Genomic DNA, 14,662 nt, shown 5'->3' on the forward strand with positions numbered 1-14,662 from the left:
CTGCGTGTTACTCCTGCACGCTGCCGCCGGCAGCTTCGATTGCCGCCTTGGCACCGGCGGTCGCGGCGATGCCCTTGAGCACGAACTTCTTGCTCAGCTCGCCCTTGAGGACGACCTTGGCCTTCTTCGCGGTGCTCGGGACCAGCTTCGCAGCGCGCAGCGCGGCGAAATCGATCTCGCCTTCCGGCAGGTTGTCGAGCTGGTAGGACAGCACTTCGGCGGTGTCCTTGGCCATCTTGGAACGGAAGCCGATCTTCGGCAGACGGCGCTGCATGGGGGTCTGGCCGCCTTCGAAGCCGGCCTTGATCTTGCCGCCGCCCTTGCGCGCGAACGAACCCTTGTGGCCGCGGCCGCAGGTCTTGCCCAGGCCCGAACCGATACCGCGACCGACGCGGGTGCGCTCGGTACGCGCGCCTTCGGCGGGCTTCAGATCATTCAGATGCAAAGTCATGGTCGCTTATTCCTCAACCTGGACGAGGTAATGAACCTTGTTGATCAGGCCGCGTACCTGCGGGCTGTCCTTCAGTTCACGCACATCGTTGAGCTTGTTCAGGCCCAGCGCACGCACCGACAGGCGGTGACGCGACTGGGTACCACGAAGGCCGCGCACCAGGCGCACCTTCACCGTCTTGTTGGACTCATTAGCCATGGTTGAGTTCCTCCACCTTCTTGCCGCGCTTGGCCGCGATGCGCGACGGCGACTGCATGTCTTCCAGGCCGCGCAGCGTGGCGCGCACCAGGTTGATCGGGTTGCGCGAACCGACGGCCTTGGCCAGCACGTTCTTGACGCCGACCGCTTCCAGCACGGCGCGCATCGCGCCGCCGGCGATGACGCCGGTACCTTCCGAGGCGGGCATCATGAACACGCGCGCCGCACCGTGGCCGGACTTCACCGGGTGCCACAGGGTGCCGTTGTTCAGATCGATGTTGAGCATGCCCTTGCGCGCATATTCCATCGACTTCTGGATCGCGACCGGCACTTCGCGCGCCTTGCCGTAACCGAAACCGATCTTGCCGTTGCCGTCGCCGACCACGGTCAGCGCGGTGAAGGTGAACTGGCGACCGCCCTTGACCGTCTTGCTGACGCGGTTGACCGCGACCAGCTTTTCGATCATGCCATCGTCGACTTTCTCTTCGCGGTTGCGGTCGCGATCACGACCCCGCGGTGCACGCTGTTCTTCAGCCATTGTGTATTCCTTGGTAGTTGAAAGATTTACGGCTTGCATGCCGCTTGTAGTTGTTGACTGGAACCGTGTTCCCCGGACGCGCGCAAAAGGCGCGCCAAGGTCCGATGCAGCCCGCATCGGCAGGTCGGGCGCGGCGTGGACGCCGCTCCCGCAAGGATCAGAACTGCAGGCCGCCTTCGCGCGCGGCGTCGGCCAGCGCCTTGATGCGGCCGTGGTAGCGGTAGCCCGAGCGGTCGAAAGCGACCTTCTCGATGCCCGCGGCCTTGGCGCGCTCGGCGATCAGCTTGCCGACCTTGACGGCCGCCTCGCTGTTCTTGCCGCTCTTCAGGCCGTCCTTGACGTCGGCCTGCAGGGTGTTCGCCGCAGCGATCACCTTGGAGCCGTCGGCAGTGAAGACCTGCGCGTACAGGTGCTGACCGGTGCGCAGCACCGACAGGCGCGCGACGCCGAGTTCGCGGATGTGCGCACGGGTCGACTTGGCGCGACGCAGGCGGGCGATGTTCTTGTTGATGGTCATGTCTGTGTCCTACGGAAGCTGAAGGAAGCGGGGCTTTTCGTTTGGGAGCCCGGCGATGGACGGCCGGACTCCCAGCGGATGGGCCTACTTAGGCCTTCTTGGCTTCCTTGCGAATGATGGCTTCACCGGCGTACTTCACACCCTTGCCCTTGTAGGGCTCCGGCGGACGGAAACCGCGGATCTTGGCGGCGACTTCGCCGACGCGCTGCTTGTCGGCGCCCTGCACCACGATCTCGGTCTGAGTCGGGGCGGTCAGGGTGATGCCTTCCGGCGCCTTGAACACGACCGGGTGCGAGAAACCGAGCGCCAGGCTCAGATCCTTGCCCTGCATCGTGGCGCGGTAACCGACGCCGACCAGCTCGAGCTTGCGTTCGAAGCCTTCGGACACGCCGTGCACCATGTTCGCCAGGATCGCGCGGACGGTACCGGTGATGGCGATCTGCGACGGGTCGTTCGCCGACAGCGTGGCGACACCGTTTTCCTGGTTGATTTCGACGCCAGCCGGCTTGATCAGCGACAGGGTACCCTTCGGGCCCTTGACGCTCACCAGCTCGGGCTGGACATTCAGTTCGACGCCCTTCGGGAGGGAAATCGGCTTCTTGGCTACGCGGGACATTTACTTACTCCTTCCCTTAGGCCACGAAGCACAGGACTTCGCCACCGACGCCGGCCTGACGGGCCTGCGCATCGGTCATGATGCCCTTGGACGTGGAAATGATGGCAACGCCCAGGCCGCCGAGAACCTTCGGCAGTTCGGCCTTACCGCGGTACTGACGCAGACCCGAACGGGACACGCGCTTGAGCGTATCGATGACCGGACGGCCCTCGAAATACTTCAGCACGATTTCCAGCTCGGACTTGTTGTTCTCGATCGGGTTGACGCGCAGGTCGCCGATATAGCCTTCGGCCTTCAGCACTTCTGCGATCGCTACCTTGATCTTGGAGGACGGCATTTTCACCGTCGGCTTGCCAACCGCGGCCGCATTCTTGATGCGGACCAGCAGGTCGGCGATGGGATCAGTCATGCTCATGGTGTCTACCTTTGAGTGCACCGATATCCGCTTTCGCGAAAATCTTGTGATGTGAAGCTGTGGAATGAAGCGGTGATATGCAGCGTGAAGCGTCCTGGAGAAGGCCAGGGCCTACCGCGACTCGCCCTGCTAGGCGCAGGCAAGGAGCGGGATTATACGACAAAAAGTCCGACTTGCGTCGGACTCGTTGACGGAACAGCAAACGGGCGGGCGACCGCCCTGCCCCGGGCTCCGCGAACGGAGCCGGGACCGCCGGTTGTTACCAGCTGGCCTTGCGCAGGCCCGGCACGTCGCCGTTCATCGTCGCCTTGCGCAGCATGTTGCGGCCGAGGCCGAACTTGCGGTACACGGCGCGCGGACGACCGGACAGCTCGCAACGGGTGCGCTGGCGGCTCGGCGACGAATCGCGCGGCAGCTTCTGCAGCTTGACCACCGCGTCAGCCTTCTCGTCGTAGGACGAGCTGTCGGCGGCGATGATCTTCTTCAGCGCGTCGCGCTTGTCGGCGAACTTCTTCGCCAGCTTCTTCCGCTTGATGTCGCGGTTGACCATGGAGGTCTTTGCCATCTGTAAATCCTCGGGATTCGAGATTGGGGATTGGAGAGTCACAGGAGCCGGGACGTGGTGGGCAGCGCCCTTCCAATCCCGGATCCCGAACCCCGAATCCCGGCTGTCAATCAGTTACGGAACGGGAACTTGAACGCTTCGAGCAACGCCTTCGCTTCGGCGTCGGTCTTGGCGGTGGTGGTGATGGCGATATCCATGCCGCGGATCGCATCGACGGCGTCGAAGTCGATTTCCGGGAAGATGATCTGTTCCTTCACACCCATGTTGAAGTTGCCGCGACCGTCGAAGGAGCGACCGGACACACCACGGAAGTCGCGCACGCGCGGCAGCGAGATGTTGATCAGGCGATCCAGGAACTCGTACATCTTGGCGCGACGCAGCGTGGTCTTGCAGCCGATCGGCCAGCCATCGCGGATCTTGAACGACGCCACCGAGATACGCGACTTGGTGACGACCGGCTTCTGGCCGGAGACCTTGGCCATGTCGGCCACGGCGTTTTCCAGGATCTTCTTGTTCGTCGCCGCCTCGCCCACGCCCATGTTCAGGGTGACCTTGACCAGCTTCGGCACTTGCATCGGATTGGTGTAACCGAACTTCTTCATCAGAGCCGGTACCACTTCTTCCTTGTAGATCTTTTCGAGACGGGAATTCATTGTGTCATTCCTCAGGCGTCGAGCGCCTCACCGCTGGAGCGGAACACACGCAGTTTGCGTCCATCCTCCAGCACCTTGAAGCCAACGCGCTCGCCCTTGCCCGTTGCCGGGTTGACGATCGCCACGTTGGAAATATGGATCGACGCTTCACGCTCGACCACGCCGCCGGCAACGCCTGCCTGCGGGTTCGGCTTGGTATGGCGCTTGACGATGTTCGCGTTGGAGACGATCACCCGATCGCCGTCGACGCGGACGATTTCGCCCTGCTTGCCCTTGTCCTTGCCGGTAGTGACGACAACCTGGTCGCCCTTCTTGATACGGTTAGCCATGTGTATGTCCTCCGCTCACAGCACTTCAGGAGCGAGCGAGACGATCTTCATGAACTTCTCGGAACGCAGCTCGCGGGTAACAGGCCCGAAGATGCGCGTGCCGATCGGCTCCTGCTTGTTGTTGAGCAACACCGCAGCGTTGCCGTCGAAGCGGATCAGCGAACCGTCGGGACGACGCACACCCTTGCGGGTACGCACCACGACGGCGTCGTAGACTTCGCCCTTCTTGACCTTGCCGCGCGGGATCGCGTCCTTGACGGTGACCTTGATGATGTCGCCAATGTGCGCGTAGCGGCGCTTGGAGCCGCCGAGCACCTTGATGCACATCACTTCCTTGGCACCGGAGTTATCGGCGACATCGAGGTAGCTCTGCATCTGGATCATGATTCAGATCTCCCTTATTCGGCCGAACGGGTGACGATTTCAACCACCCGCCAGTTCTTGGTCTTGGACAGCGGCGCAATCTCGGTCACGCGCACGACATCGCCTTCGTTGCAGGCGTTGTCGGCGTCGTGGGCGTGGAGCTTGGTCGAGCGCTTGATGTACTTGCCGTACAGCGCATGCTTGACCTGACGCTCCACCAGCACGGTGACGGTCTTGTCCATCTTGTTGCTGACGACGCGGCCTTCGACCGTGCGCAGCGTCTTGCTTTCGTTAGTGTCGCTCATGGCGGCCATCCTTACTTCGTGCTGCCGATCAGGTACTTCACGCGAGCAATCTCGCGGCGCACCCGGCGGGTTTCGTGGGTCTTCGGCAGCTGCCCGGTGACCTGCTGCATGCGTAGGGCGAACTGCTCCTTGCGCAGATCGGTCAGGTGCACCTTCAGATCGTCAGCCGACTTCTCGCGGAGTTGTTTGATGTCCATCAGCGTACCGTCCGAGTCACGAAGGTGGTGGTCACCGAAAGCTTGGCGGCGGCCAGGCGGAACGCCTCGCGCGCGATATCTTCGCCGACACCTTCGATTTCATAGATCATGCGACCGGGCTGGATCTGGGCGACCCAGTACTCGACGTTGCCCTTACCGGAGCCCATTCGCACTTCGATCGGCTTCTTGGTGATCGGCTTGTCCGGGAACACGCGGATCCACATCTTGCCGCCGCGCTTGACGTAGCGGCTGATCGAGCGGCGCGCCGCTTCGATCTGGCGCGCGGTCAGCTGACCGTGCGCGGTGGCCTTCAGCCCGTACTCGCCGAAGCTGACGGCGTTGCCGCTCCACGCCAGGCCGTCGTTACGGCCCTTGTGCATCTTGCGGTATTTGGTTCGCTTGGGTTGCAACATTGCCGTTACCTCGCTTCACGAGCCGGACGCGACGGACGGTCACCACGGTCGCCGCGATCGTTACGATCGTTGCGCGGGGAATCGTCCTGCTTTTCCTGGCCAACCTGGGAGAAATCGAAGATCTCGCCCTTGTAGATCCACACCTTGATGCCGATGATGCCGTAGGTCGTCTTGGCTTCAGCGAAGCCATAGTCGATGTCGGCACGCAGCGTATGCAGCGGCACGCGGCCCTCGCGGTACCACTCGGAACGGGCGATTTCCGCACCGTTCAAGCGGCCAGCGACGTTGACCTTGATGCCCAGGGCACCCAGGCGCATCGCGTTGCCGACCGAGCGCTTCATCGCGCGGCGGAACATGATGCGACGCTCCAGCTGCTGCGCGATCGACTCGGCGACCAGCTGCGCATCCAGCTCCGGCTTGCGCACTTCGGTGACGTTGATGTGGGCGGGGACGCCCATCATCTCGCTCACTTCCTTGCGCAGCTTCTCGATGTCCTCACCGCGCTTGCCGATCACCACGCCCGGACGGGCGGTGTGGATCGTCACACGCGCGGTCTTGGCCGGACGCTCGATCAGGATCTTGCTGATGCCCGCCTGCGCCAATTTCTTGCGCAGCATTTCGCGAACCTTGAGGTCGGCTGCCAGGTAACCGGCAAACTCGCCCTTGTTGGCGTACCACTTGGAATTCCAGTCCTTGGAGACACCCAAGCGGATTCCAATCGGATGAACTTTATGACCCATCGTCTTTTCCTTTCCGCTTTACTTGGCGGCGCCCACAACCACAGTGATGTGGCTGGTGCGCTTGAGGATGCGGGTACCGCGGCCTTTCGCCCGCGCCATGAAACGCTTCAGGGTCGGACCTTCATCAACCATGATGGTCTTGACCTTCAGCTCGTCGACATCCGCGCCCTGGTTGTTCTCGGCATTGGCGATCGCCGACTCCACCACCTTCTTGATCAGGTGGGCAGCCTTCTTATCCGAGAACTTCAGCAGGTTGACCGCCCGCTCGGCGGAAAGACCGCGCACCTGGTCGGCGACCAGGCGGGCCTTCTGCGGGGAGATGCGCGCAGTGCGCAGGATTGCTTTCGCTTCCATCGTCATCTCTCCTTACCGGCTCGACTTCTTGTCGCCACCGTGACCCTTGAAGGTCCGGGTGACGGCAAATTCGCCGAGCTTGTGGCCGACCATGTTCTCGTTGACGAGCACCGGAACGTGGTTCTTGCCGTTGTGCACGGCGATGGTGAAACCCACCATCTCCGGCAGGATCATCGAGCGACGCGACCAGGTCTTGATCGGACGCTTGCTGCCGGCCGCGGCCTCCACCTTCTTGACGAGGTGGTGATCGACGAACGGGCCTTTCTTGAGTGAACGTGCCATGGTCGATTAGCCCCTACGATCGCGGACGATGAATTGTTCGGTGCGCTTGTTATGGCGCGTCTTGTAACCCTTGGTCGGCACACCCCAGGGGGTGACCGGATGCGGATTACCCTGACCGGCCTTCGCCTCACCACCACCGTGCGGGTGATCGACGGGGTTCATGGCCGCACCGCGAACGGTCGGACGCACGCCGCGCCAGCGCTTGGCGCCTGCCTTGCCCAGCTTCTCGAGGTTGTGCTCGTCGTTGCCGACTTCGCCGATGGTGGCGCGGCACTCGACCGGCACCTTGCGCATTTCGCCGGAGCGAAGACGCAGGGTGGCGTAGATGCCTTCACGCGCGACCAGCTGCACCGCGGCGCCGGCAGCGCGCGCGATCTGCGCGCCCTTGCCCGGCTTCAGCTCGATGCCGTGCACCGTCGTACCGACCGGGATGTTGCGCAGCGGCAGGGTGTTGCCGGTCTTGATCGGCGCATCCGAACCCGCGATCACCTGGTCGCCGGCCTTCAGGCCCTTCGGCGCGATGATGTAGCGGCGCTCGCCGTCGGCGTAGCACAGCAGGGCGATATGGGCGGTGCGGTTCGGATCGTATTCGATCCGCTCCACGCGCGCCGGAATGCCTTCCTTGTTGCGCTTGAAGTCGATCAGGCGGTAATGCTGCTTGTGGCCACCGCCGACGTGACGGGTGGTGATGCGGCCATGGTGGTTACGACCACCGGACTTGCTCTGCGGCTCCAGCAGCGCTGCATGCGGAGCGCCCTTGTGCAGATCGGGCGTGACCACGCGCACGGCCGAACGACGGCCGGGAGAAGTGGGTTTGAATTTCATCAATGGCATGGGATGGACCTCAGGCCTTGGCCGTTACGTCGATGGACTGGCCTTCGGCCAGACGCACGTACGCCTTGCGCCAATCGCCGCGACGACCGCTGCGCGAACGGAAGGACTTGTTCTTGCCCTTGACGTTCAACACGTTGACCGACTCGACCTTGACGTCGAACAGCTGCTCGACCGCGGCCTTGACATCGGCCTTGGTGGCTTCGCTCGAGATCTCGAAGACGTACTGATTGGAGAGTTCCTGCAGGCGCGCGGTCTTTTCGGAGACACGCGGGGCACGCAGCACGCTGAAGATTTTTTCGTTGCTGCTCATGCCAGCCACTCCTCGACCTTCTTGACCGCATCGGCGGTGATCACGACCGTATCGGCCCCGACCAGCGACACCGGATCCAGGCCCTGCACGTCACGCACTTCCACGTAGGGAAGGTTGCGCGCCGACAGGTACAGATGCTCGGACGCTTCTTCGGTCACGATCAGCGGGCGCTTGCCCACTTCCAGACCCTTCAGCTTCTCGATCAGATCCTTGGTCTTGCTGGCCTCGACGTCGAACGCCTCGACGACCATCAGGCGACCCTGGCGGTTGAGCTCCGAAAGGATCGCGCAGATCGCGGCGCGATACATCTTGCGGTTCACCTTCTGCTCGAAGCTGCGCGGCTTGGCCGCGAAGGTCACGCCGCCGCCGACGAAGATCGGAGCGGTCAGCGCGCCGTGGCGTGCGCCACCGCCCTTCTGCTTCTTCGACTTCTTGGTGGTGCCGTTGACTTCCGAACGCGTCTTCTGCGCCTTGGTGCCGGCGCGGCCGGCGTTGCGATAAGCGACGACGACCTGGTGGACCAGATCCTCGCTGAAATCGCGACCGAACACGGCGTCGGAGACCGAGACCTTGTTGTTGCTACCCGTGATAACGAGTTCCATCGTCATCTCTCCTTATGCCTTGCTAGCCGGACGCACGATCACGTCGCCACCGGCAGCGCCAGGCACAGCGCCGCGAATGGCGATGAGGCCACGCTCGACGTCGACCTTGACCACTTCCAGATTCTGCGTGCTCTGCTGCACCGCGCCCATGTGGCCGGACATCTTCTTGCCCGGGAAAACGCGACCCGGGGTCTGGCGCTGACCCAGCGAACCCGGCGCGCGATGCGACAGCGAGTTACCGTGGGTGGCATCGCCCATGCGGAAGTTGTACCGCTTGATGGTACCCTGGAAACCCTTACCCTTGGTGACGCCCTGGACGTCGACCTTCTGGCCGACCTCGAAGATGTCCGCCTTGATCTCGCCGCCGATGGCGTAATCGCCCAGCTGCGCGTCTTCAACGCGGAACTCCCACAGGCCGCGACCGGCTTCGACCTTCGCCTTGGCGTAGTGGCCGGAGGCAGGCTTATTGACCAGCGCGGCGCGACGGGCGCCCACGGTGATCTGCACGGCGCTGTAGCCGTCGCTTTCGACGGTCTTGAGCTGGGTGATGCGGTTCGGGGTCGCTTCGATCAGGGTCACCGGGATGGAGCGGCCGTCTTCGGTGAAGACGCGGCTCATGCCGGCCTTGCGGCCCACGAAGCCCAACGAATATTTCTTCGTCATGGTCGTAGTCCTCAGGTCAACTTGATCTGGACATCGACGCCCGCCGCGAGCTCGAGCTTCATCAGCGCGTCCACGGTCTTGTCGTTAGGGCCGATGATGTCGAGCACGCGCTTGTGCGTGCGGGTCTCGTACTGGTCGCGCGCGTCCTTGTCGACGTGCGGAGAAACGAGAATGGTGTAGCGTTCGATCTTGGTCGGCAGCGGGATCGGGCCGCGCACTTGCGCGCCGGTCCGCTTAGCCGTCTCAACGATCTCGCTGGCCGAACGGTCGATCAGACGATGATCGAACGCCTTCAGCCGAATCCGGATCTTCTGATCCGCTTTCTGACCGGTCTTTTGCTCCGCCATGGCGGTGGGTTCCTTCGTTAAAAGAGCGACGGGCAAGGCCTCTGGGATACCTGCCCCGATTATTTCCTGACGTCGTATACCGCCGAGCATCCAGCTGGCGAGGGCCATTCCTCCGCCCAAAAACTGAGGCAGACCAGTTACCCGGCCTGCCCAGACGGAAAAGTATAATGCGCAGATAAAACAACGTCAACAGCGCAAGGCCGTTGATTGCTTGATGCAGCGCGACCTTCCCGGTCTGGCGAACACGAGGGGCGTCCTGCCTCTCTTTTCGCGGTGTATCCGGCACCCTACCCAGGAATGCCGAGCCGCGCATTATAGCGACTGTTTCACCTGCCCGCAACATGTCGCGGCAAGAATTTCATACCGCCCTGCCCTTGCGCAAAACGACGAAGGGCCGGCTTGCGCCGACCCTTCGTTGAACCGCCAGCCGAAGCCGCGGTCGCCACCGGCCGGACGGCCCGGAAGGGCCGCCGACACATGCGGGCATTACTTGATGATCTTGGCCACCACGCCGGCGCCGACGGTGCGGCCGCCTTCGCGGATCGCGAAACGCAGGCCTTCGTCCATCGCCACCGGGTTGATCAGCGTGACCACCATCTTCACGTTGTCGCCCGGCATCACCATCTCCACACCTTCCGGCAGCTCGCAAGCGCCGGTGATGTCGGTGGTGCGGAAGTAGAACTGCGGACGGTAGCCCTTGAAGAACGGGGTGTGACGGCCGCCCTCGTCCTTCGACAGCACGTACACTTCGGCTTCGAACTCGGTGTGCGGCTTGATCGAACCCGGCTTGCACAGCACCTGGCCGCGCTCCACGTCGTCACGCTTGGTGCCGCGCAGCAGCAGACCGGCGTTGTCGCCCGCCTGGCCCTGGTCCAGCAGCTTGCGGAACATTTCCACGCCGGTGACCGTGGTCTTCTGCGTGGCGCGGATGCCGACGATTTCGATTTCGTCGCCTACCTTGATGATGCCGCGCTCGATACGGCCGGTCACCACGGTGCCGCGGCCCGAGATCGAGAACACGTCTTCCACCGGCATCAGGAACGGCTTGTCCACGTCGCGCTGCGGCTCCGGGATGAACGTATCCAGCGCTTCCACCAGCTTCAGGATCGACGGCACGCCGATCTCGCTCTGGTCGCCTTCCAGCGCCAGACGCGCCGAACCGTGGATGATCGGGGTGTCGTCGCCCGGGAAGTCGTACTTGCTCAGCAGCTCGCGCACTTCCATCTCGACCAGCTCGAGCAGCTCGGCGTCGTCGACCATGTCGGCCTTGTTCAGGAACACCACGATGTGCGGCACGCCGACCTGGCGCGACAGCAGGATGTGCTCGCGGGTCTGCGGCATCGGGCCGTCAGCGGCCGAGCACACCAGGATCGCGCCGTCCATCTGCGCCGCACCGGTGATCATGTTCTTGACGTAGTCCGCGTGACCCGGGCAATCGACGTGCGCGTAGTGACGGTTCGGGGATTCGTACTCCACGTGCGCGGTCGAGATCGTGATGCCGCGCGCCTTCTCTTCCGGCGCCGCGTCGATCGCGTCGTATGCCTTGAACTCGCCGCCGAAGCGCTCTGCGCCGATCTTGGTCAGCGCCGCGGTCAGCGTGGTCTTGCCGTGGTCGACGTGACCGATGGTGCCGACGTTGACGTGCGGCTTGGTGCGCTCGAACTTACCCTTTGCCATGATGTATTTACCTTGTAATTCGTAATTGGGGACAAGGGAGCGGGATGCGGGAGTGGCTATGCCCGCATCCCGGATCCCGTCTCGCTAAAGTCAGCTTTTCTTGATGACCGATTCGGCGATGTTGGCCGGCGCTTCGGCGTAATGGTCGAATTCCATCGAGAACGTGGCGCGACCCTGCGACATGGAGCGCAGCGTGGTGGCGTAGCCGAACATTTCGCCCAGCGGCACCATCGCGTTGATCACCTTGCCGGACGGACTGTCGTCCTGGCCCTGCAGGATGCCGCGACGACGGCTGACGTCGCCCATCACGTCGCCCAGATAGTCTTCCGGGGTCACCACTTCGACCTTCATGATCGGCTCCAGCAGGACCGGGCTGGCCTTGTTGAAGCCTTCCTTGAAGCCCATCGAGCCGGCGATCTTGAACGCCATTTCCGAGGAGTCGACGTCATGGTACGAGCCGTCGATCAGGCGCACCTTGATGTCCACGATCGGGTAGCCGGCCATCACGCCGTTGGCCACCGCTTCCTGGATGCCCTTGTCGACTGCCGGGATGTATTCCTTGGGCACCACGCCGCCGACGATCGCGTTCTCGAAGGTGTAGCCCAGGCCACGTTCCTGCGGCTCGATCTCGAGCACGACATGACCGTACTGACCCTTACCGCCGGACTGGCGCACGAACTTGCCTTCCTGCTTGACCGCCTTGCGGATGGTCTCGCGGTAAGCTACCTGCGGCTTGCCGACGTTGGCTTCGACGTTGAACTCGCGCTTCATGCGGTCGACCATGATTTCCAGGTGCAACTCGCCCATGCCGCGAATGATGGTCTGGCCGGATTCTTCGTCGGTGTTGACGCGGAACGAGGGATCTTCCTGGGCCAGACGGCTCAGCGCGATACCCATCTTTTCCTGGTCCGACTTGGTCTTCGGCTCCACCGCCATCGAGATCACCGGCTCCGGGAACACCATGCGCTCCAGGATGATGATGTGGTCCTGCGCGCACAGCGTGTCGCCGGTGGTGACATCCTTCAGGCCCACCGCCGCGGCGATGTCGCCCGCGCGCACTTCCTTGATCTCTTCGCGATTGTTGGAGTGCATCTGCAGGATGCGGCCCACGCGCTCCTTCTTCGACTTGACCGGGTTGTACACCTGGTCGCCGGAGTTCAGCGTGCCGGAGTAGACGCGGAAGAAGGTCAGCGAACCCACGAACGGGTCGGTCATGATCTTGAACGCCAGCGCCGAGAACGGCGCGGTGTCGGTGGCCGGACGGCTGTCTTCCTTGTCGTCCTCGTCGATGCCCTTGACCGGCGGACGGTCGCTGGGCGACGGCAGCAGCTGGATCACGCCGTCGAGCATCGCCTGCACGCCCTTGTTCTTGAACGCGGTGCCGCAGTACACCGGCACCACTTCCACCTTCAGGGTGCGCTCGCGCAGGCCGCTGACGATTTCCTCTTCGGACAGCTCGCCCTCGTTGAGGTACTTGTCCATCAGCTCTTCGTTGGCTTCGGCCGCGGCCTCGACCATGAACGCGCGCGCCTCGACGGCCTTGTCGGCCAGGTTGGCGGGGATCTCGCGGTACTCGAACACGGTGCCCTGCGAGGCGGTATCCCAATGGACCGCCTTCATCTTGAGCAGGTCGACCACGCCCTCGAAGCCGTCTTCGGCGCCGATCGGCACCTGCATCGGCACCGGGTAGGCACCCAGGCGCGACTTCAGCTGCTCGACCACCTTGTCGAAGTTGGCGCCGGTACGGTCCATCTTGTTGACGAAGGCAAGACGCGGCACCGAGTACTTGTTGGCCTGGCGCCACACGGTCTCGGACTGCGGCTGCACGCCGCCGACCGCGCACAGCACGAACACCGCGCCGTCGAGCACGCGCAGCGAACGCTCGACTTCGATGGTGAAGTCGACGTGCCCGGGGGTGTCGATGATGTTGAAGCGGTGCTGCGGCAGCGACTTGTCCATGCCGCTCCAGAACGCGGTGGTCGCGGCGGAGGTGATGGTGATGCCACGCTCCTGCTCCTGCTCCATCCAGTCCATCGTCGCGGCACCGTCATGCACCTCGCCGATCTTGTGGCTGACGCCGGTGTAGAACAGGATGCGTTCGGAGGTGGTGGTCTTGCCGGCATCGATGTGAGCCATGATGCCGAAGTTACGGTAACGCTCGATGGGAGTGTTGCGGGCCACAGGGAGCCTCTCAGAATTCTTGGATTGCGGATGGCCGAACGCCGCCTTGCGGCGGCCTTCGGATTTGTGCAGCGCTCAGCGGCGCCGCTAGCAGCACATATAGATTGTGCTGACGGGCCCTGTTTCCAAGGCCCGGAAGGTCACCAGCGGTAATGCGCGAACGCCTTGTTCGCTTCCGCCATGCGGTGGGTTTCTTCACGCTTCTTGATGGCGCCACCACGGTTTTCCGAGGCGTCGACCAGCTCGGCCGCGAGCTTGCGCGGCATCGAGTTCTCGCCGCGCTTGCGCGCCGAGTCGATCAGCCAGCGCATGGCCAGCGCCATGCGACGGGAGGTACGCACCTCGACCGGCACCTGGTACGTGGCACCGCCGACGCGACGCGACTTGACTTCGACCGCCGGAGCGACGTTGTCCAGTGCCTTCTGCACCAGCTCGACCGCGTTCGGGTTTTTCTCGCCGATGACGTCCATTGCGCCATAGACGATCTTTTCGGCGACCGACTTCTTGCCGCTCAGCATCACCATGTTGATGAAACGGGCGATGGTTTCGCTGCCGTGCTTGGGATCCGGCAGGACGGTGCGCTGCGGAGTAGAACCTTTACGAGACATTTGTGTGCTTTCCCTTAGCTCTTCGGACGCTTGGCGCCGTACTTGGAACGACCCTGGCGACGCTTGGCGACGCCGGCGGCATCGAGCGAACCGCGCACGGTGTGGTAGCGCACGCCCGGCAGATCCTTGACGCGACCGCCGCGGATCAGGACCACGGAGTGCTCCTGCAGGTTGTGGCCTTCGCCACCGATGTAGCTGATGACCTCTTCCTGGTTCGTCAGGCGCACCTTGGCGACCTTACGCAGGGCCGAGTTCGGCTTCTTCGGGGTGGTGGTGTACACGCGCGTGCAGACGCCACGGCGCTGCGGGCACTTGTCAAGCGCCGGGGAGGCGCTCTTGTAGGTGGTCGCCTGCCGCGGCTTGCGGACCAGCTGGTTGATCGTCGCCATCAGTGGATTCTTCTGATTGAGGCCGTGGGGCCTGGATGCGTGAAAACGAAGGCAGGCCGAAGGACGGCCTGCCGAGACAGGAAAGTATAGCGGGCAAGTAAAAGCTCCGTCAACT

25 protein-coding genes are annotated in these 14,662 nt (G+C 63.3%); all 25 read right to left on the bottom strand.

Annotation, left to right across the window (positions count from 1 at the left end):
- Nucleotides 1–7: 7 nt before the first annotated feature.
- On the bottom strand, nucleotides 8–451 hold the full coding sequence (gene rplO / locus HEP75_RS16595) for a 50S ribosomal protein L15 (RefSeq protein ID WP_003470637.1): 444 nt from the start codon (nucleotides 449–451) through the stop codon (nucleotides 8–10).
- 6 nt (nucleotides 452–457) lie between these two features.
- Nucleotides 458–649, bottom strand: coding sequence for a 50S ribosomal protein L30 (rpmD, locus tag HEP75_RS16600; RefSeq protein ID WP_057649282.1), 192 nt, complete (start codon nucleotides 647–649; stop codon nucleotides 458–460).
- Complete coding sequence (gene rpsE, locus HEP75_RS16605; RefSeq protein ID WP_104557639.1) at nucleotides 642–1,187, bottom strand: 30S ribosomal protein S5; 546 nt, start codon at nucleotides 1,185–1,187, stop codon at nucleotides 642–644. Before rpsE ends, rpmD begins: the two co-directional genes overlap by 8 nt.
- 157 nt (nucleotides 1,188–1,344) lie before the next feature.
- A complete protein-coding gene (rplR, locus tag HEP75_RS16610; RefSeq protein ID WP_003470642.1) occupies nucleotides 1,345–1,704 on the bottom strand; it encodes a 50S ribosomal protein L18 in 360 nt (119 codons plus the stop codon).
- Between the two features lie 88 nt (nucleotides 1,705–1,792).
- A complete protein-coding gene (gene rplF / locus HEP75_RS16615) occupies nucleotides 1,793–2,320 on the bottom strand; it encodes a 50S ribosomal protein L6 (RefSeq protein ID WP_185813735.1) in 528 nt (175 codons plus the stop codon).
- Nucleotides 2,321–2,336: 16 nt separating this feature from the next.
- Nucleotides 2,337–2,735: a 30S ribosomal protein S8 gene (gene rpsH, locus HEP75_RS16620; RefSeq protein ID WP_003470646.1), complete on the bottom strand. Its 399-nt coding sequence runs from the start codon at nucleotides 2,733–2,735 to the stop codon at nucleotides 2,337–2,339.
- 259 nt (nucleotides 2,736–2,994) lie between these two features.
- The gene (gene rpsN, locus HEP75_RS16625; RefSeq protein WP_179570573.1) at nucleotides 2,995–3,300 is read right to left on the bottom strand and encodes a 30S ribosomal protein S14; all 306 of its coding nucleotides are present in this window, start codon (nucleotides 3,298–3,300) and stop codon (nucleotides 2,995–2,997) included.
- A 110-nt stretch (nucleotides 3,301–3,410) separates the two neighbouring features.
- Nucleotides 3,411–3,953 (bottom strand): 50S ribosomal protein L5, encoded by a 543-nt coding sequence (gene rplE / locus HEP75_RS16630; protein ID WP_145701692.1) that lies wholly within the window; start codon nucleotides 3,951–3,953, stop codon nucleotides 3,411–3,413.
- Nucleotides 3,954–3,964: 11 nt separating this feature from the next.
- Complete coding sequence (gene rplX / locus HEP75_RS16635; protein WP_009607346.1) at nucleotides 3,965–4,282, bottom strand: 50S ribosomal protein L24; 318 nt, start codon at nucleotides 4,280–4,282, stop codon at nucleotides 3,965–3,967.
- A 15-nt stretch (nucleotides 4,283–4,297) separates the two neighbouring features.
- Nucleotides 4,298–4,666 (bottom strand): 50S ribosomal protein L14, encoded by a 369-nt coding sequence (rplN, locus tag HEP75_RS16640; protein WP_003486699.1) that lies wholly within the window; start codon nucleotides 4,664–4,666, stop codon nucleotides 4,298–4,300.
- 14 nt (nucleotides 4,667–4,680) lie between these two features.
- A complete protein-coding gene (gene rpsQ / locus HEP75_RS16645) occupies nucleotides 4,681–4,950 on the bottom strand; it encodes a 30S ribosomal protein S17 (RefSeq protein WP_046979797.1) in 270 nt (89 codons plus the stop codon).
- An 11-nt stretch (nucleotides 4,951–4,961) separates the two neighbouring features.
- On the bottom strand, nucleotides 4,962–5,147 hold the full coding sequence (gene rpmC, locus HEP75_RS16650; protein ID WP_185813736.1) for a 50S ribosomal protein L29: 186 nt from the start codon (nucleotides 5,145–5,147) through the stop codon (nucleotides 4,962–4,964).
- Nucleotides 5,147–5,560 (bottom strand): 50S ribosomal protein L16, encoded by a 414-nt coding sequence (rplP, locus tag HEP75_RS16655; RefSeq protein WP_012915063.1) that lies wholly within the window; start codon nucleotides 5,558–5,560, stop codon nucleotides 5,147–5,149. The genes rpmC and rplP overlap by 1 nt, the downstream gene beginning before the upstream one ends.
- Nucleotides 5,561–5,565: 5 nt before the next feature.
- Complete coding sequence (gene rpsC, locus HEP75_RS16660; RefSeq protein ID WP_003470660.1) at nucleotides 5,566–6,300, bottom strand: 30S ribosomal protein S3; 735 nt, start codon at nucleotides 6,298–6,300, stop codon at nucleotides 5,566–5,568.
- 18 nt (nucleotides 6,301–6,318) lie between these two features.
- Nucleotides 6,319–6,654 (bottom strand): 50S ribosomal protein L22, encoded by a 336-nt coding sequence (rplV, locus tag HEP75_RS16665; RefSeq protein ID WP_003470663.1) that lies wholly within the window; start codon nucleotides 6,652–6,654, stop codon nucleotides 6,319–6,321.
- A 12-nt stretch (nucleotides 6,655–6,666) separates the two neighbouring features.
- Nucleotides 6,667–6,936, bottom strand: coding sequence for a 30S ribosomal protein S19 (gene rpsS / locus HEP75_RS16670; RefSeq protein WP_003470666.1), 270 nt, complete (start codon nucleotides 6,934–6,936; stop codon nucleotides 6,667–6,669).
- A gap of 6 nt (nucleotides 6,937–6,942) precedes the next feature.
- A complete protein-coding gene (rplB, locus tag HEP75_RS16675) occupies nucleotides 6,943–7,770 on the bottom strand; it encodes a 50S ribosomal protein L2 (RefSeq protein WP_046979791.1) in 828 nt (275 codons plus the stop codon).
- 10 nt (nucleotides 7,771–7,780) lie between these two features.
- Nucleotides 7,781–8,080 (bottom strand): 50S ribosomal protein L23, encoded by a 300-nt coding sequence (rplW, locus tag HEP75_RS16680; protein WP_003470672.1) that lies wholly within the window; start codon nucleotides 8,078–8,080, stop codon nucleotides 7,781–7,783.
- Entirely contained in the window at nucleotides 8,077–8,682 is a 606-nt protein-coding gene (gene rplD / locus HEP75_RS16685) for a 50S ribosomal protein L4 (protein ID WP_185813737.1), read from the bottom strand. Before rplD ends, rplW begins: the two co-directional genes overlap by 4 nt.
- A 12-nt stretch (nucleotides 8,683–8,694) precedes the next feature.
- Nucleotides 8,695–9,345, bottom strand: coding sequence for a 50S ribosomal protein L3 (gene rplC / locus HEP75_RS16690; protein WP_046979794.1), 651 nt, complete (start codon nucleotides 9,343–9,345; stop codon nucleotides 8,695–8,697).
- Nucleotides 9,346–9,356: 11 nt separating this feature from the next.
- On the bottom strand, nucleotides 9,357–9,692 hold the full coding sequence (gene rpsJ / locus HEP75_RS16695; protein WP_003470680.1) for a 30S ribosomal protein S10: 336 nt from the start codon (nucleotides 9,690–9,692) through the stop codon (nucleotides 9,357–9,359).
- A gap of 486 nt (nucleotides 9,693–10,178) precedes the next feature.
- Nucleotides 10,179–11,369: an elongation factor Tu gene (gene tuf, locus HEP75_RS16700; protein ID WP_060747701.1), complete on the bottom strand. Its 1,191-nt coding sequence runs from the start codon at nucleotides 11,367–11,369 to the stop codon at nucleotides 10,179–10,181.
- Between the two features lie 90 nt (nucleotides 11,370–11,459).
- Nucleotides 11,460–13,550, bottom strand: coding sequence for an elongation factor G (gene fusA, locus HEP75_RS16705; RefSeq protein WP_185813738.1), 2,091 nt, complete (start codon nucleotides 13,548–13,550; stop codon nucleotides 11,460–11,462).
- A gap of 140 nt (nucleotides 13,551–13,690) precedes the next feature.
- On the bottom strand, nucleotides 13,691–14,158 hold the full coding sequence (rpsG, locus tag HEP75_RS16710) for a 30S ribosomal protein S7 (protein WP_185813739.1): 468 nt from the start codon (nucleotides 14,156–14,158) through the stop codon (nucleotides 13,691–13,693).
- Nucleotides 14,159–14,172: 14 nt separating this feature from the next.
- Nucleotides 14,173–14,547 (bottom strand): 30S ribosomal protein S12, encoded by a 375-nt coding sequence (gene rpsL, locus HEP75_RS16715; RefSeq protein WP_003469157.1) that lies wholly within the window; start codon nucleotides 14,545–14,547, stop codon nucleotides 14,173–14,175.
- Between the last annotated feature and the right edge of the window lie 115 nt (nucleotides 14,548–14,662).

Origin of the sequence: Xanthomonas sp. SI (assembly GCF_014236855.1) — a bacterium.
Lineage (GTDB): Bacteria > Pseudomonadota > Gammaproteobacteria > Xanthomonadales > Xanthomonadaceae > Xanthomonas_A.

Excerpts from the sequence above, each read along its gene's own strand:
- rplO (WP_003470637.1), bottom strand. The coding sequence starts at position 451 with ATGACTTTGCATCTGAATGATCTGAAGCCCGCCGAAGGCGCGCGTACC.
- rpmD (WP_057649282.1), bottom strand. The coding sequence starts at position 649 with ATGGCTAATGAGTCCAACAAGACGGTGAAGGTGCGCCTGGTGCGCGGC.
- rpsE (WP_104557639.1), bottom strand. The coding sequence starts at position 1,187 with ATGGCTGAAGAACAGCGTGCACCGCGGGGTCGTGATCGCGACCGCAAC.
- rplR (WP_003470642.1), bottom strand. The coding sequence starts at position 1,704 with ATGACCATCAACAAGAACATCGCCCGCCTGCGTCGCGCCAAGTCGACC.
- rplF (WP_185813735.1), bottom strand. The coding sequence starts at position 2,320 with ATGTCCCGCGTAGCCAAGAAGCCGATTTCCCTCCCGAAGGGCGTCGAA.
- rpsH (WP_003470646.1), bottom strand. The coding sequence starts at position 2,735 with ATGAGCATGACTGATCCCATCGCCGACCTGCTGGTCCGCATCAAGAAT.
- rpsN (WP_179570573.1), bottom strand. The coding sequence starts at position 3,300 with ATGGCAAAGACCTCCATGGTCAACCGCGACATCAAGCGGAAGAAGCTG.
- rplE (WP_145701692.1), bottom strand. The coding sequence starts at position 3,953 with ATGAATTCCCGTCTCGAAAAGATCTACAAGGAAGAAGTGGTACCGGCT.
- rplX (WP_009607346.1), bottom strand. The coding sequence starts at position 4,282 with ATGGCTAACCGTATCAAGAAGGGCGACCAGGTTGTCGTCACTACCGGC.
- rplN (WP_003486699.1), bottom strand. The coding sequence starts at position 4,666 with ATGATCCAGATGCAGAGCTACCTCGATGTCGCCGATAACTCCGGTGCC.
- rpsQ (WP_046979797.1), bottom strand. The coding sequence starts at position 4,950 with ATGAGCGACACTAACGAAAGCAAGACGCTGCGCACGGTCGAAGGCCGC.
- rpmC (WP_185813736.1), bottom strand. The coding sequence starts at position 5,147 with ATGGACATCAAACAACTCCGCGAGAAGTCGGCTGACGATCTGAAGGTG.
- rplP (WP_012915063.1), bottom strand. The coding sequence starts at position 5,560 with ATGTTGCAACCCAAGCGAACCAAATACCGCAAGATGCACAAGGGCCGT.
- rpsC (WP_003470660.1), bottom strand. The coding sequence starts at position 6,300 with ATGGGTCATAAAGTTCATCCGATTGGAATCCGCTTGGGTGTCTCCAAG.
- rplV (WP_003470663.1), bottom strand. The coding sequence starts at position 6,654 with ATGGAAGCGAAAGCAATCCTGCGCACTGCGCGCATCTCCCCGCAGAAG.
- rpsS (WP_003470666.1), bottom strand. The coding sequence starts at position 6,936 with ATGGCACGTTCACTCAAGAAAGGCCCGTTCGTCGATCACCACCTCGTC.
- rplB (WP_046979791.1), bottom strand. The coding sequence starts at position 7,770 with ATGCCATTGATGAAATTCAAACCCACTTCTCCCGGCCGTCGTTCGGCC.
- rplW (WP_003470672.1), bottom strand. The coding sequence starts at position 8,080 with ATGAGCAGCAACGAAAAAATCTTCAGCGTGCTGCGTGCCCCGCGTGTC.
- rplD (WP_185813737.1), bottom strand. The coding sequence starts at position 8,682 with ATGGAACTCGTTATCACGGGTAGCAACAACAAGGTCTCGGTCTCCGAC.
- rplC (WP_046979794.1), bottom strand. The coding sequence starts at position 9,345 with ATGACGAAGAAATATTCGTTGGGCTTCGTGGGCCGCAAGGCCGGCATG.
- rpsJ (WP_003470680.1), bottom strand. The coding sequence starts at position 9,692 with ATGGCGGAGCAAAAGACCGGTCAGAAAGCGGATCAGAAGATCCGGATT.
- tuf (WP_060747701.1), bottom strand. The coding sequence starts at position 11,369 with ATGGCAAAGGGTAAGTTCGAGCGCACCAAGCCGCACGTCAACGTCGGC.
- rpsG (WP_185813739.1), bottom strand. The coding sequence starts at position 14,158 with ATGTCTCGTAAAGGTTCTACTCCGCAGCGCACCGTCCTGCCGGATCCC.
- rpsL (WP_003469157.1), bottom strand. The coding sequence starts at position 14,547 with ATGGCGACGATCAACCAGCTGGTCCGCAAGCCGCGGCAGGCGACCACC.